The following is a 16,087-nucleotide window of genomic DNA, read 5'->3' as shown; positions in this document are numbered from 1 at the left end:
GTCGCCTGACGGCGTTCTGGCGTGTGGAACCGCGAGTTTGCGCTCTACAGGTCTCGTCCTGCGAGGTCATAAAAGCCGGTTAAAATTTTTGTTATTTCTTGATTTTAATGGTCCTTCGCAAAGACTTCGCTATCGGGAACGATGTAGCCGGATTTTGGGCAATTATCCGGCGGAAATGCGAATTGGGGGCATTCTTCACGTGATGGCAGTTTCGAAGCGGGTTCGCGCACAGCTTTTTCTTGCGTGCAGTGTCGGTGCAATGGTTGGGGGTTCCGGAGCCGCGCGCGCACAATGCGTTCCCGATCCGACGATTACCGCCGGCACTACGGTCTGCTCAGGGGTAGACCGAAACGGCTTGATCGTTTCGACCAACAATTCCGTCGTGGATGTTCCGGTGGGGGGCATCGTTTCGAACAGCAATGGACCGGCCATTGCCGTTTCGATTACTGCGGGTACCGGCGAAATATCGCGTAAATCGACGATTTCGGTCGGTGGGACTGTCGATGGCGTCGGCAGTTCCGGTATCGCTGTGGATACCGGTCCGCTTCAGAACAGTGTTTATGGGGTCGTACCGAGCTATGTGAGTGTGAATGTTGCGGAAGGCGGCCTTGTTACCGGGGCCAACGGTATCAGCATCGCACCGTCGGCGGCTAATCGATACGGGTATGCTTCCGTGTCGCTCGATAATTCCGGAACCATCCGGGGCACCAGCGGACCCGCGTTGCTGGCAACAACAGGAAGCAGCACCTCGTTTGCCGTGACCAATCGGTCGACTGGCATTATCGGAGGCATGTCCGGCGCGTTCAGCAAAATCGAGAACGAGGGATTGATCGATGGCGGCACCGGAAGTGCGATCAACGGCACTGAAAACTCCACCTGGCTGATCAATTCGGGGAAGATCACGTCCTCGGGAAGCAGCGCCACGGTTGCTGGCAAAAGCAAGACGATCGTGAACTCCGGCACGATTTCCAATCTCGGCAGCGGTGCCGCCATCAGCGGCGGCGTGATCGATGTCACGAATGAAGAGGGGGGCCTCATTTCGGCGGCAACCGGACCTGCCATCACCACCAGCAGCCTCATCACCCTCAAAAATAGCGGCACGATCTCGACAGGAGGCACGGGGCCCGCAGTCGACGGCTGGAGCGTGACGATCTCCAATGCGGCTGGTGGCAAGATCCTGTCGAATGGAACTGCGATCAACAGTTCGATCGGTTTGAACATGCGCAACGAGGGCGAGATCGTCGGCGACGTCTATGCCGGGCGCGACAACACGTTCACGGGGTCGGCGAGTTATGTCGATTCGACCGCGGGTTCCATCAAAGGCAATCTGACTTTCGGTGGCGGCGACGACCTGCTTTACGCCGTCTACACCGATGACGGTGGCTTTTCGACGGGTGTTACCGGCCTGATCGATGGCGGCGCGGGCACGAACACGCTCATGACGCGCTTTCTCGCCGATGCGACGGTATCGAGCGCACTTGTCCTGCCGAAAAACTTCCAGAAGTTCGAGTTCATCACCGCTGCGGACAGCACTGTCACGCTGGACCAAGGGTTCTCCGCTCCAGGCACCATTCAGGCTTCAGGTCAGGGTTCGATCGTCAATCGCGCGGATATCACCGGCACGGGTACGATCCTTTCAGCGGCCTTGTCTGACAATGGCGGCTTCACCAATTCGGGGACTATCACGGCTACGGGATCTTCCAACGACTACGCTGTAAAGTTCATAGCTGGAGGCAGTTTCGACAACCAGGGGACGATCAGCGCGGTGTCCGATGCGCTGGCTGTGAACGCAACATCCTTCTCGAATTCTGGAACAATCCATTCGTCCGATGGAACCGCGCTCAGGCTGGATTCCTATTCCTACAGTTTCGACGAAAAAACCGCCAAGAATACAGGCCGCATCGAAGGCGGCCTCGTCGGCCTTAGCCTCTATGGGTCCCTGATCAATGACGGAGACATTGCATCGGCAGGCCAGGCGGTGGCGATCGGAAGCTACGGAAAATTCTACAACCGCGCCGATGGGATCGTGACCGGGGGAAGCCTTGCCATCGGCGGCATGCCCGGCAGTACGGTTTCCAGTGCAACGATCATCAACGCAGGAACGATTAACGGCGATGTGTCGCTAGGCAGTTCCACCGGAACCTGGTCCACGAACAACCGCTTCTTCATCGAGGAGGGCAGCCTTCTCAACGGCAATCTCTCGCTTGGATATGGAGACACGCTCGTGCTCGGCCTTGGAGATGGGGCGAGCGGCCAGTTTGCGGGCATAAACGGTTCCGTCACCGGCAACGGGTCGAACCTGCGCTACGTCGTGAAAGCGGATGCGCAAGCGTCTGTGGCTTCCATCGCCGGTTTCAGTTCGATCGGGTACGACCTTTACGATGGCGCCGCGCTCACCCTGACCGGTGCGGGGCCACTCGACCAGCAACTGACCTTCGCCGGCGCTGGAAGCGCCGTACTGAATGCCGATTTCAATGTTGGCTCCGATCCCGCGATCACGACCGGCTATGTGATTGATCCCTACAGCACGTCCTACGACCCCAGCGCCGTTTCGATCGTCAGCAACGGAGATATCACTCTCACGCGTGCGGAAACGGCATATTACTTCGGCGCTGTGGTACAGATCGGATCGGGGGACAGCTTTACCAACAACGGTGTCATTACGGTCAGTGATCCTTTGGGGCTGTCGCGGGGATCGATCACCGCCATCAACGGCGGCACGATCGTCAATGCCGGTACGATATCCGTTGATGGCGGGACCGGCGTGTCCAATGCGGTCTTGTTGACCAACAGCGGAACGGTGACTGCGACCGGGGCTGCGGTCATGCTGGCTTCCCAAGGCAGCGTCGTGAACAGTGGTACATTGGAGAGCACGGACGCTACCGCGATCGGTGGTTCCTATGCCTATGGAACTTTGATCGAAAACCTCGCGGGAGGTACGATCGCGGGCAAGGGAACGGCCATTCGGCTTGAGGGCGCGACGGTAATCAATGCGGGCACCATCAAGGGCAATGTCGACCTCGCCTCGGCCTCTTACGGCATCTCCTGGCAAGACAGTGCCTATGTGGCTGCTGGAGGAACGCTGGAAGGAGACCTCCTGTTCGGTCAGGGCAATGACGCGCTGATCGAAACGGGCTCGGGATTCGGCGTAACTGGCAAGATCGATGGCCGCGACGGCTTTGACTACATCGGCCACGAACGGGCGCAGGATGCGACCGTCACGCTTGGTGGAGCCTTGCCCGATACTTTCGAGGGCGAGTTCGTCGTGTCGCGCGGCGGCCAAACCACGGTAACGATCGATGCCGAAACGGGCCGGGATGGAGACATCCTGCTTGCAGGTGACGGAAAGTTCGTCAACCATGCGTCGACCTCGGGCCGGATCACGGGGCTTGGCGATACGGGCCTGTCCATCTCCTATCTCGAGGACCTCCAGCTCGTCTCGCTGACGAACACGGCCGACGCGGCCGGTGGAATTGGGCTTGGCGTAGCGTCGCTGATCAACACAGGTGCAGTCGGTTCTGCCGACCTATCTTCGCGAGCGCTCAGCCAGCGCGCTACGGGAGAGATTGCCTTTGATAACTCCGGCACCATTCGCTCGAGCGGATGGGACTACACTGCCAGGGTCTCCGGTGATGACCTGACATCCGCACATATCTCGAATTCCGGGGCAATCGAGGGCAGCGGGTTTGTCGTTTCGCTCTCATTCGCAGAGAACGCCTCGGCGTCGTCGGGCACATTCACGAATAGCGGAACGATCACCGGAAAAGTCGGTGCCGCGATTTTCGTAAGCGAGACATCCGATGAAAGCGCGGCTCGCGGTGTCTTCAAGATCCTCAATAGCGGCACGATCGAAGCGACAGCTGCTGGCGGCACGGCGTTGGAAACTTCGGCGCCAGACGGGGAAGCCTTCTCGATCACGAACTCGGGAACGATCCGCGCAAATGGCGGCGGAAGCCTGTTCGAGAACTTCTACTTCGATCCCGGTTGCACCAACTATTTCGACCCGTTTGCGTGCTATGGGACGGTTTACGAAACCGTGCCGGCCACTGCGATCAACAGCTATGGCATCGTTTATTCGGACGAAAACGGAGAGCGCCTGCGAAATCCGGTCTCGACGACGATTACCAATGAAGCCTCCGGTCTGATCGAGGCGAGCGGTACGCTTTCGACAGCGATCCGATCAAATGGACCGCTAACCCTGGTGAACGCCGGCACGATCATTGGCACGGATGGTTTCGTGGTCGATGCCAGCGACATGAGCTTCGAATATTTCGGCACGACTGAATTTGCAGGTGCGGTTCAGACCTTCGGCGATGCGGCGGACAGCATCGTCAATAGCGGCACTATCATCGGTTCGATCGCTTTGGGCGGAGGCAACGACAGCATCGTCAATACCGGCTCGATCATTGGCGACGTCTACCTCGGCGCCGGTGACGACCGCTTCGTGCAGGGAATCACGGCCAAACTAGAAGGGACGGTATATGGCGGGGAAGGCAGTGATACCGCGATTGTCGATCTGACCGGCGGCGGCGTGTTGGATTCTTCCTTCTTTGCGTCGTTCTCCGGCTTCGATAACTTCGGCGTTACGGGCTCCGGCAGCGTTTCGGTGAACGGCATCCTGCCGGTGCAGACCTTGCTGGTCGACACGGGGGCGACTTTTGAACTCCAGGCAGGCTCGACCTTGCAGACGCTGGGCAAAGTCGCGCTCACTGGCACGGATGGATCGGAGCGGATTATCAATCGCGGCAGCATCGTCGGCGACGTGCTGCTGGGCAACGGCGACGATGTGTTCGAGGCCTATGCGGGCTCTTCGGTTAGCGGTGTCGTCGATGCCGGAGCAGGGGTTGATCGGCTCGCGTTCCATCTCGGCGAAACGTCGAACACGCCAACGGCCATCGATCTCGCGACTTATACCGGCTTCGAGCAGCTTGCGCTGGAAAGCGGGATCGGTTCGCTGGCTGGCCGGGCGGATTTCGATTCGATCTGGGTGAACGGTGGCCGGCTCATCGGCCTTGCCGGTTCGATGATCAATGCGGCGAGCGGCATCACCGTCGCACGCGGTGCCACCTTCGGTAGCGCCGGTACGGTGAACGGTAATATCGAGGTGCATGGCACTCTCTCGCCCGGCGCCTCGCCGGGAACAATGACCGTAAACGGCAACGTCGCGCTGGCGACCGGATCGACGACGCTATTCGAGATGACGCCGACGGTGAGCGATGCCCTTGTGATCGGTGGAACACTGACCATCGCGAACGGCTCGACGCTGCAGATCGTCGGCGAGCGCCCACTGACGCCTGGGGTGACCTATCATCTGATCTCCACCACCGGAGGTATCACCGGCACCTTCTCGACCATTGATAAGGCGCAGACCGTCTTGGGATATCTCGTCCAGACTGCCGACAGTCTGGATCTGCTGAGCACTCTCCAGGTTCGTTCCGGTGCGGGAAGGCCTGTTTCGGCTGCCATGGCCTATATCAACGATTTGCTGATCGGCGGCAACGCGAGCGCTCAGATGATTGCCGCCCTGCCGCAGCTCACCGATGCAGATGGCTATGTAGATGCCAGGCTGGCGGGCACGCTTCATCCTGAGGCTTATGCTGTAGCCAGCCAGATCGGCATCGACAACGGTTTGGCGATTTCTTCGGCGCTTCGTTCTGCGCAGCGCATTGGTGCAGATGATCGTTCCAGCTTCTTCATGCTGGGGCAGGGCCTGGGCAGTTGGCAGAACCTGGGTGCCAATCCGGCTCGCGGTACGGCCAGGGTCAGTCAGAGCAGCGGCGGCTTCCTCGGGGGCATCGGTTATCGTGCTGGCGAATTCGCAGTTTCCGCGTTCGCGGGCCGGATTTACGCGAATCAATCCATCGCGGCCCTTGGGGCGAAGACAAAGGCCGACGGCATATTTGCCGGTGCTGCCGCGGCCTTTACCCGCGGCGGGTTCGATATCGGCGGCGCCGTGATCTGGGATGGCAGTTCGGCAAAGACCAGTCGTGCTCTATTCGACGGCACAACGGCAGTTGGCCACTACGATCTGCATAGCCTTACGTTCGATGCCCATAGCGGTTACGGCTTTGCTCTCGGCAAGGGGGGATGGCGTCTTGGGCCGGAACTGGGCGTGACTCACATTCGGGTGAAGCGGGGGCAGGCGGAGGAAAGCGGCAATGCGGTTTTCGCGCTCGACGTGGAGAGCCGGAAGCAGGACGCCACGTTCCTGAGCGCTGACGTTCGGCTGGATATGGCGTCTTCCGAACGACTGCGGCCTTGGCTGACCGCTGGCTGGCGGCGCCGTATCGGCGGCGATACGACCCTCGCCACCGCAGGTTTCACCGGCGTTTCTGGGCAGTTCTCCGTGCTCGGTGCTGAACGGGATCGTAATTATGCCCAAGTTGGCGGTGGTTTCGATTGGGCTGTGAGGCCGGGCATCACGCTGTTTGCGCGAGGAAGTTCGGCTTTTGCAGGAGCTAACGGCATAACCAACGTCAATGGGGGGGTGCGGCTCGGATTCTAAGTTGACAAGCTATGGGACGCCTAGTGAGCGCGTCCCATAGCTTGTATTGGCTAAGTAGGATGGCCGATCTGCTATTTGGCACTTTTCAGCGGCTATGCTGGCTGGGACTGTCAGGAATTTCGTGTGCGGCGAGGCGGTTGACCATCAGGTCGTCATGGCCCTGATGAAACGTTAGCCGAAGTGCAAGGCAAATTTCGCCTTTGCCATGTTCCACTCACGCGGCGGCATTTTCCACTTTTTTCGGATTGGTTCAAGATCAGATAGTGCAGCTTGGTGGCCGACTCATCGTTGGGGAAATGGCCGCGCGCTCGGACAGCGCGGCGAAGCTTGGAATTCAATGCCTCTATGGCATTCGTCGTATAGACGATCCGTCGGACTTCGCCGGGAAAGGCGAAAAATGGGATGACCTCGGGCCATGCCCGGCGCCAGCTCTAGCCGATTGCCGGGCAACGCTGGCCCCAGAAGCTTGCCTCGAAGGCGGTCAGCGCCTCCTCGGCGGAGCACATCGACGGCGCGATAGATCGCCTTCACGGCCGTTCCGAGCGTCTTGCGATCTTTCCATGCTACGAAATCCATCGAGTTGTGCAGCAGGTGGACAATGTAGGTCTGGACCGTCGCTTCGGGGAAGACGGCGGTGATGGCATCGGGAAATCCCTTCAGGCCATCGACGACGGCCAGCATGATATCCTCGAGGCTGCGGTTACGCAGTTCGTTCATGAAGCGCAGCCAGAATTTGGCGCCTTCATTCTGCTCCAGGCATAGGCCCAGAACGACCTTGGTGCCGTCGGCCATGACACTAGGGCAATATTGATCGCCTTGTTGCGGAGGATCCCCTCGTCGCGGATCTTGACCCGGATCGCATCGAAGAAAACCAGCGGATAGGCTGGATCCAGCGGCCGTTTCTGCCAAGCTGCAACCTCTTCCAGAACCGCGTCGGTGATCGTGCTGATCAGATCGGCCGACGCCTCGATCCCATACGGGTCGCGCAGATGACGGGTGATCTCCCGCGTGCTCATACCGCGCGCGTACATCGAGATGATCTTGTCATCGAAACCGGGGAAGCGTCGCTGGTATGTGGCGATCAGCTGCGGATCGAAACTGCCCGCCCGATCGCGCGGCACCTCGATCTCGATCCGTCCGCCGTCGGTCGTCACTGTCTTGCGGTCATAGCCGTTCCGGCTGTTGCTCCTTTGCTCCTTCTGGCCAAAATGGTGATCCATCTCTGCGTTGAGGGCTCGTTCGGCGAATCCCTTCTTCATGGAATCGAGCAGGTCGCCTTGGCTCAGCGCTGCCGCCGCGTCAGTGCTGGCAAGCAGTTGGTCGAGAATGTCGTTCGGTATCACGGTTTTTTTGCGTCGGGACATGTTGGGTCTCATTGTTACCCATTGTGCCTCGCCACACACGAAATTCCGGACAGTCCCCTTGGCCAGCGGTCATGTACGATCGCACCGATAGGCCGTACATATGAAAGCAAACGATCCGATCAAATTTTCCGTTCAGCCCTTGCAAGAGGGAGTCGTCCAGATATGGCCCTGGAAGGCCGCTCGGCAGCAAAACGTTGACGAATCGCCGCCTGACATTTTGCAGATCCGCGCCAGCTAGCGGATGCGTACGCTGCATCAATCTTCATGACTGGCTGACTCGGAACCTCACGGCGCTCGCCAAAGGTCTTCCCGCCAATCGCGTTCACGACCTCATACTCGTGGATAAAGGTGGTCTGAAAAGTCGCATACATTTGTCTCGATGCTGAAAACTGCACACTGCCGTGGCCAACGTTTGGACGCATAGCCAAGGAGGGGTGCTCGGGCGAGTTCGATGCTGATGAGGCAAACCCCAGATTCAAGCGAACAATCCTGCTCTACGACTGCCCATGCGACGAGATCAATCTGGCGGAAGTGAAGGCGGTGGCATTGTAAATTTTCTGCCATAATCACCTCGAACTTCGACCGGGCTTAATCTCACAGCGAAGGAACTGCCTCACCACTCACGTTGCTATTGTCCATTTTCATTCCGCAATGCTAAGGCAGCCGCCATCCAAGCCGAAGGCCTAGAGTTTAATCAGCGATGCAATCCAAAAAATTTGTCAGCATAATGTTGTTTGCAGGGCTTGCTGGCTGCGCCTCTCTGCCCACAAGCGGGCCTACCAAAAAGCAGATTGAAAAATCTGTGCTCAATCCTGAGCAGGCAACGCCAATTCGGCTTGTGCAACTCCTCACGATCACAGACGTACCTGCCCCCGCCCAAAGCGAACCAATATCCATACCTCAAGCCAATCTGGCTCCTCCTCCAACCGACATGGTGGGCCCTGGTGATGTTTTAGACATCAACATTTACGAAGCAGGGGTCACTCTTTTTTCATCCGGTGGCGCTGCCGCTGCGGAGAAGGCCACGGGCATTACGGTTAACGCTGGCGTGCAGGCACAAAGACTACCACCAACCCGCGTCAATGACGATGGAGACATCGTTGTGCCTTACGTCGGCAAGTTGCATGTCGTTGGCCATACGGTGGGTGAAATTGAACAAATAATCCGCCGCTCAATGCGCGGACTTTCTCAAAACCCTCAAATTATTGTCACAATGAGCCAGGCGATAACCAACACGGTTCTTGTTAGTGGGGAAGTAACTCGTCCGGGGCGCCTTGTCCTGCAAACAAATCATGAAACATTTTCTGATGTGATTGCCCTCTCTGGGGGCTATCGAGGCAATGCTAAAGATTTGGCCTTACGACTTGTACGTCAGAACAAGTTTATCGATTTACGCTTGGACGATCTTGTGGATAACCCCTCGCTGGATGTACGAGCTTACCCGGGCGATCGGCTTATGTTGATTAATTCCCCTCGCTCGTTTTCTGTCATGGGTGCTGCAGGGCGAGTTGAATTGGTCCCCTTTAGCAAATCAAAAACTTCGCTCGCTGAAGCAATTGCTACCGCAGGCGGTGTAAATCCCGGGATGGGCGACCCTGCGGCTATTTTTGTTTTCCGTTATACGATTGATGATCAAGGGGACAAAGTCCCTGTCGTTTATCATCTCAACATGATGCATGCAGGTGCATATCTGCTCGCACAGCGTTTCGACATGCATGACAAGGATGTAATCTACTTCGGGAATGCGGCTGCCAATCAGCCAAGCAAGCTGCTGCAATTGGTCAGCCAGCTATTCTCGCCCATCATGACAGTAGTTGCTGCCGTTCAAACTGTTCAGAACAGTAATTGATACACTCATCCATTGCATCTCAAGAATTTATTCGAAAGACAGAGTATGGAAGTAGGCTCCTTCGGAATACATGGCGTCAAGGTCTTAACTCCTCGCCATATCGGCGATGAGCGAGGCTATTTTGCCGAGACTTTTCGCGCTGACATTTTTGCCGATCACTGCGGTGAATATTCCTTTTTTCAGGACAATGAATCTCTCAGCGCGAAAAGCGGCACCGTTCGCGGCCTTCACTTCCAGTCGGAGCCCCATCCCCAAGGCAAGTTGGTACGCTGTACCGCCGGCGCACTGTTCGACGTTGCCGTGGATATCCGTCAGGGATCGCCAACATTCGGCCAGTGGATCGGCGAAACGCTGACCCCGGAGAACGGCAAGCAACTGTGGGTGCCGCCCGGCTTCGCGCATGGCTTCTGCACGCTCGCGCCGAACACGGTCATCGCCTACAAGGTTACCGACTATTACAGCGCCGAGTGCGACAAAGGCCTGGCCTGGAATGATCCCGCTATCGGTATCGATTGGCCGGAAGCAGCCGATCCCGAGACCCTTTCGGCCAAGGATCGCAAACAGCCGCTTCTAGCGGACCTTCCCGTCTATTTCACTTACCCAGATACCATTGGGAGCGAATAACCCATGCGCGTAATCGTGACCGGCGGCGCCGGCTTTATCGGCTCGGCCCTAGTCCGCTACCTGGTGCTGGATAAGGGCTACGACGTCCTTACCGTCGACGCGCTGACTTATGCGGGTTGCGAGGCTTCGCTGCGAGAGGTGGAAGGCCGGAACAACCATCATTTCCTCAAGGCCAACATCTGCGACCGGGCTGCGATGGATGCCGCGATCGCCGAGTTCCGTCCGGATCGCATCATGCACCTTGCGGCCGAAAGCCATGTGGATCGCTCAATCACCGGAGCGGCGGATTTCATCCAGACCAACGTGGTGGGCACCTTCACTCTCCTTGAGGCCGCGCGCGGCTACTGGAACGGGCTGGATGCCGCGGCCAAGGCGGCATTCCGCTTCCTCCACGTCTCGACCGACGAGGTTTACGGCTCGCTCGGCGACGAGGGCCTGTTCGAAGAAACCACGCCTTACGACCCCAGCTCCCCCTACTCGGCTTCGAAGGCCGCATCCGACCACCTCGCAAAGGCGTGGGAGCGGACTTATGGGATGCCGATCGTGGTTTCGAACTGCTCGAACAACTACGGGCCTTATCACTTCCCCGAAAAGCTGATCCCGCTCACTATTCTCAATGCGCTCGAAGGACGCCCCCTGCCCGTCTACGGCAAGGGAGAGAACGTGCGCGACTGGCTCTTCGTCGACGACCACGCCCGCGCGCTCGACATCATCATCGAGAAAGGCCGCATCGGCGAGACCTACAACGTCGGCGGCCGCAACGAACGCCGCAACATCGATGTCGTGCGCCGGATCTGCGCGGTGCTCGACCAACTGGTTCCCGGCGAAACTCCGCGTGAGAATCTGATCGAGTTCGTCACTGATCGTCCCGGTCACGATGCGCGCTATGCCATCGATGCCACCAAGCTGGAGAACGAACTGGGCTGGAAGGCTCAGGAAACCTTCGACACGGGTATCGAGAAGACGGTGCGCTGGTATCTCGACAACGCATGGTGGTGGCGCCCCCTGCGTGAGCGCTACGACGGCGAGAGGCTCGGGCTTTCGGCTGCCGACAAGGTCTCCGCGTGAAGATCGCCGTTACCGGCAAGGCGGGGCAGGTCGTGACTTGCCTCGTCGAGCGCGGAACGGCTGCCGGACACGAGGTGATCACACTCGGCCGGCCCGAACTGGACCTGGCCGATCCGGCCTCGGTCCTGCGTGCGCTGACGGCTGCCGCCCCCGATGCGGTGATTTCGGCGGCCGCCTATACCGCGGTCGACAAGGCGGAGAGCGAGGCCGAACTGGCCCATGCCGTCAACGGTGCAGGCGCGGGCGCGGTGGCTTTGGCCGCCAAGGCGCTCGGCGTGCCGCTGGTGCATATCTCCACCGACTACGTCTTCGACGGGACGCTGGACCGCCCCTATGTTGAGAATGATCCCACCGGGCCGACCGGCATCTACGGCGCATCAAAGCTGGCAGGCGAGCAGGCGGTGCTCGGCGCTTATCCCGAAGGCAGCGCCGTGCTGCGCGTGGCTTGGGTCTACAGCCCCTTTGGCGGAAATTTCGTCAAGACCATGCTGCGCCTCGCCGGAGACCGCGACGAGATTTCCGTTGTGGCCGATCAGGTGGGTAATCCCACCAGTGCGCTCGATATCGCCGATGGTGTATTGAAGGTGGCGCAGAATCTGGCCGCAAGCCCCGAGCCGGCGCTGCGCGGCGTGTTCCACATGACTGCCGCGGGAGAAGCGAGCTGGGCAGATTTCGCCGAAGGCATCTTCTCCGCTTCGGCCGAAAACGGCGGCCCCTCCGCCACGGTACGGCGGATCACCACCGCCGACTATCCCACGCCTGCCACCCGACCCGCGAACTCGCGGCTCGAATGCGGCCTCATTGCAAGAATCCACGGCATCGCCCTGCCGGACTGGCACGGGTCGCTGGAAACCGTGATCTCGCGTCTGCAAGACACGACGGCCTGAACATTTTCCAGACAAGGAATGAAGATATATGAAGGGCATCATCCTGGCCGGCGGTAGCGGCACCAGGCTATATCCGATGACGCTGGCAACCTCGAAGCAGCTGATGTCTGTCTACGACAAGCCGATGATCTACTACCCGCTCAGCACCCTTATGCTGGCGGGTATCCGCGAAGTCCTGATCATCTCCACTCCGCGTGACCTACCCGCGTTCCAGGCACTGCTGGGTGACGGTTCCGCATGGGGCATGACCCTTGAATATGCAGAACAGCCCAGCCCCGACGGCCTAGCACAAGCGTACATCATCGGCGCGGACTTCGTTGCCGGCCAGCATTCGGCGCTGATCCTCGGCGATAACATCTTCTATGGCCACGGCTTGCCTGAATTGCTGAACAACGCCAGTGCCCGCAAGTCTGGCGCGAGCGTGTTCGCTTACCATGTCCACGATCCCGAGCGCTATGGCGTTGTCAGTTTCGATGACAACCAGCGCGCCGTCACGATCGAGGAAAAGCCGGCGCAGCCGAAGTCCAACTGTGCAGTCACCGGCCTTTACTTCTACGACGAGCAGGTGGTGGACATCGCAGCCAATCTCCAGCCCTCCCCGCGCGGCGAACTGGAGATCACCGACGTCAACCGCGTCTATCTCGAGCGCGGCGAACTCTCGGTCGAAATCATGGGGCGCGGCTTCGCTTGGCTGGACACCGGCACGCCCGACAGCCTGCTCGATGCCGCCGAATTCGTGCGCGTGCTGGAAAAACGCCAAGGCTTCAAGATCGCCAGCCCCGAAGAAATTGCGTTTCGTCAAGGTTTCATTGACGGTTCCGGGCTGGAAAAAGCGATCGGCAAGCTCGGAAAGTCAGACTATGGTCGATATCTGCGCAACGTATTGACCAACGGTAAATAAACTTACGGCCAACATATTGGTCGTTAACTCCTTGAAATACGCGTCAACATCGCTTGCGTATCGCATTGGCAGTATATTATAGAGCTTTGGCTCGGCATCAATTCCATTGATTTATGGATATTGATGCTGGGCCTCAGGAGCATGCCACCTTGCTGATACGTTTTCCTCGTCTCCGGTCTAAGAAGCTCAATCAAAGTCCTTCGATACGCGATTACCAAAAGCTGGTTCGCAAGAAGCTGCGCAAGATGCCGAAAGAACGGCCGCTTGCTCTTGCCCAGGCGATCGGTGCCGAAACCATGGAAACCTTCGCCTCGCAAGGTGATGGCCATGTCGCGGTGCTATACCATCATGGCTTGGCTGACGGCATGCAAGTCTACGACCTTGGATGCGGTTGTGGGCGCACGGCACAGGCACTGCGCCGTGCGGGCTGGCAAGGTGGCTATACCGGAGCCGACGTGGTTCCCGAATTGCTGGAAGAGCTGGCGCTTCAGTGCCCGGGCTATGCCACTACTCTCAATTTCACGCCCACGATCGCCGCGCCCGATGCCTCGCTGGACATGGTGTTCCACTGGTCGGTCTTCACGCACCTTTTTCCCGGCGAGTCCTATCTTTACACCGCCGACGCCTTTCGCGCGCTGAAGCCGGGCGGGAAGATGGTGTTTTCCTTCTTGGAACTGGAAGATCCGGCACACGACAGAGTCTGGAACGCAAGCGTCGAGTTGTTGAGGACAGGCAAGGCTTCCATTCAGTTGGACGCCTTTCTCCATCGCGACTGGATACGTCGCTTTGCCCGCGATACCGGCTTCTGCGAACCGCAGTTCACCGATGGGTCGGATGCAACGCATCATCCGGCATTCTGGCAGGCTCTCGCGGTCCTGCAGAAGCCCGGCTGATTAGTTCACGCCGGACCAGAATAGCCGAGCGAAGGATATTCCCTCGCTCGGCTCATAATTTACCCCAATCTTTTCGCACCGAGCGGATCAGGCGTCCTGAAGTTGCATGTGCTTCGGCGGCGCGAATGTGATGTTGAGGTCGCGGCTCCACGTACCGTTATCGCCGATCTGAAACCCGGCCCGCGCAAAAAGGTCGCGCGACAGGACGTTCTTGTCGGTTTCCTGAGCCATGCCGAGGGCATCATGGAAGCCCTGCCCGCGCATGGCGTCCATGATGACGCTGATCGCGGCCATCTCGACACCCAGACCGATAACCCGGCAGCTCATCACAAACTGCAGGATGGCGTCATCCTTGACCAGCGCCACGCAGACAATGCCGTACTTGGTAAACCGGTCGTCGACATCGAAAGCGAAAATCCGGAGCCCCTGTTCCAGCTCGTGGCTAATTTCCTCAAGGGTCCAGCGCCGCCCGGTCGTGTTGAACTGGTTGGTCTTGTTGAGGAGCTCAAAGCAGCGCTTGAATTCCGCATCGGACGAATTGCGCACGACGCTGTAGCGGCTCTGGATGTTGAGCGAGCGAAGGAACTCATCGTGATCCATCGTGGAGCGATCGGCCTCGCGCTGCATCACGCCCTTGATCGATTCCGTGCGCGAAGCGGATTCCCCTGAAATGAAGGGAACCTGCGTTTCGGACGACCACAGCAGGATGCGACGGGTATAGTAGGGGTTGGAGCCGATGACACGGATATCCGGGAACATCGACTGGATGATGTCGCGCTCCGCCGGATTATCGTCGATGTAGACCGCATTCTGCGCCAGCAGGTTGGTCTCCTGCAGGATTTGGCGCATGTTCTCGTGCTTGGGCAGCCAATTCGCCTTGACCGACACGAAGTTGTCTATCGGGAATGCGTTGCCGTAGGCATATTCCCACGCCTTCACGGCGTTCTCATGCTCGTTCTTGCTGACGATCGCCAGGAGAATACCGCGACGCTTGAGGAACATGAGCGCCTCGACGAAGCCCATCGGCCAGCCCAGCGTCATGAACTCGTGCGAATTGTCTTCCTCTGCCGCGATCCCGCGCCACGCCGTGTCGTCGAGGTCGATGACCACGATCTTCACTGCGTCTGACTGGCGCACCACGCGATACATCGACAGGATCTCATCGCGCAGCGAGCGATAGCCGTCGTCCGTCCGCACCGAATAGTATTCCGAGACCGGTCCCAGATCCTCCAGGCGCTTCTGGCTGCCCTGTCGGTGGGCTTCGAAATTGTCGTATTCGACATTGGTGAAGAAGCCGCCATGGCTCAGCGCCCAGATCGAGTCATCCACCAGATACTTCTTGCCGAAGGTCGACGCGATCCCGTCCATGTCGATGATGTAGGCGTTTTCCATCGCGTCCACCCGGCGCGACAGGCTCTCGTTGATCTTCTCCATGAAGTAGCAGGGGTTCCGCAGATCGTACCGCGGCAGAAGGCTCCCCAGCGGATTCTTCTGCGGCACCAGGAAATTGCCGACGAAAGTCAGGATTCCATGGCTCTTCAACCAGCGCGTGGCCACGTCGAGAAGGTGGTGCGTCATCTGTTCCGCCTGGGCGAAGCGCTCCTCCTCGGCGGAGGCGTCATAGGCAAGACGGAAGGAGATGTGATCCGGAATGATCCGGTCCATGGGCAGGAAGACGATCTGCAGATCATAGGACTCGATCGGCTGAGGCGGCGCGAAGGAGGGATCGAGCACGGACTGGATATGCACGAAATCACAAGCGATCCCGGCTTCCAGTAAATAGTGGCGGATGTGATCCGCCGTGCACTGGCCGATGACTAAAGCGCGCTGGAACACCGCGCCCGAGCGCGTCAGGTCGGTAGGGCACCGATACGCCGAGCCATCCTGCTTCGGGTCCACGTTGGTCAGTTGAAACATACGCTCAGTCACTCCACCAAATACCCTGCCGCCGGGCCCGCACGGGCTGGGCGGCAATCAATCCGGGCTGCGTGCCCTT

8 protein-coding genes and 1 pseudogene are annotated in these 16,087 nt (G+C 58.9%); 7 read left to right on the top strand and 2 right to left on the bottom strand.

Annotation, left to right across the window (positions count from 1 at the left end):
• The first annotated feature begins 355 nt into the window (after positions 1-355).
• Positions 356-6,505 (top strand): hypothetical protein, encoded by a 6,150-nt coding sequence (locus ACZ1II_RS22400; RefSeq protein WP_465145753.1) that lies wholly within the window; start codon positions 356-358, stop codon positions 6,503-6,505.
• A 171-nt stretch (positions 6,506-6,676) separates the two neighbouring features.
• On the opposite strand, the pseudogene ACZ1II_RS22395 reads toward ACZ1II_RS22400, so the two are convergent.
• A pseudogene (locus ACZ1II_RS22395) lies at positions 6,677-7,869 on the bottom strand (IS256 family transposase).
• 700 nt (positions 7,870-8,569) lie between these two features.
• Here ACZ1II_RS22395 and ACZ1II_RS22390 point away from each other — a divergent pair.
• From ACZ1II_RS22390 to ACZ1II_RS22365, 6 genes are all read left to right on the top strand, one after another.
• A complete protein-coding gene (locus ACZ1II_RS22390) occupies positions 8,570-9,718 on the top strand; it encodes a polysaccharide biosynthesis/export family protein (RefSeq protein ID WP_465145752.1) in 1,149 nt (382 codons plus the stop codon).
• A gap of 45 nt (positions 9,719-9,763) precedes the next feature.
• Complete coding sequence (rfbC, locus tag ACZ1II_RS22385; RefSeq protein WP_465145751.1) at positions 9,764-10,342, top strand: dTDP-4-dehydrorhamnose 3,5-epimerase; 579 nt, start codon at positions 9,764-9,766, stop codon at positions 10,340-10,342.
• Positions 10,343-10,345: 3 nt separating this feature from the next.
• On the top strand, positions 10,346-11,410 hold the full coding sequence (gene rfbB / locus ACZ1II_RS22380) for a dTDP-glucose 4,6-dehydratase (RefSeq protein WP_465145750.1): 1,065 nt from the start codon (positions 10,346-10,348) through the stop codon (positions 11,408-11,410).
• Entirely contained in the window at positions 11,407-12,297 is an 891-nt protein-coding gene (rfbD, locus tag ACZ1II_RS22375; protein ID WP_465145749.1) for a dTDP-4-dehydrorhamnose reductase, read from the top strand. The genes rfbB and rfbD overlap by 4 nt, the downstream gene beginning before the upstream one ends.
• A gap of 28 nt (positions 12,298-12,325) precedes the next feature.
• Positions 12,326-13,198 (top strand): glucose-1-phosphate thymidylyltransferase RfbA, encoded by an 873-nt coding sequence (gene rfbA / locus ACZ1II_RS22370; RefSeq protein WP_465145748.1) that lies wholly within the window; start codon positions 12,326-12,328, stop codon positions 13,196-13,198.
• A gap of 113 nt (positions 13,199-13,311) precedes the next feature.
• Entirely contained in the window at positions 13,312-14,091 is a 780-nt protein-coding gene (locus tag ACZ1II_RS22365; RefSeq protein ID WP_465145747.1) for a class I SAM-dependent methyltransferase, read from the top strand.
• Between the two features lie 87 nt (positions 14,092-14,178).
• Here ACZ1II_RS22365 and ACZ1II_RS22360 read toward each other — a convergent pair whose 3' ends face one another.
• Positions 14,179-16,065 carry an HAD-IIIC family phosphatase gene (locus ACZ1II_RS22360; RefSeq protein ID WP_465145746.1) on the bottom strand — a complete coding sequence of 629 codons (1,887 nt, stop codon included), beginning with the start codon at positions 16,063-16,065 and terminating at the stop codon, positions 14,179-14,181.
• Positions 16,066-16,087: the final 22 nt, after the last annotated feature.

Source organism: Novosphingobium sp. BL-S-20, assembly GCF_055521635.1.
Note: the sequence above shows the minus strand (reverse complement) of the source record. Positions and strands in the feature narration are given on the sequence as shown.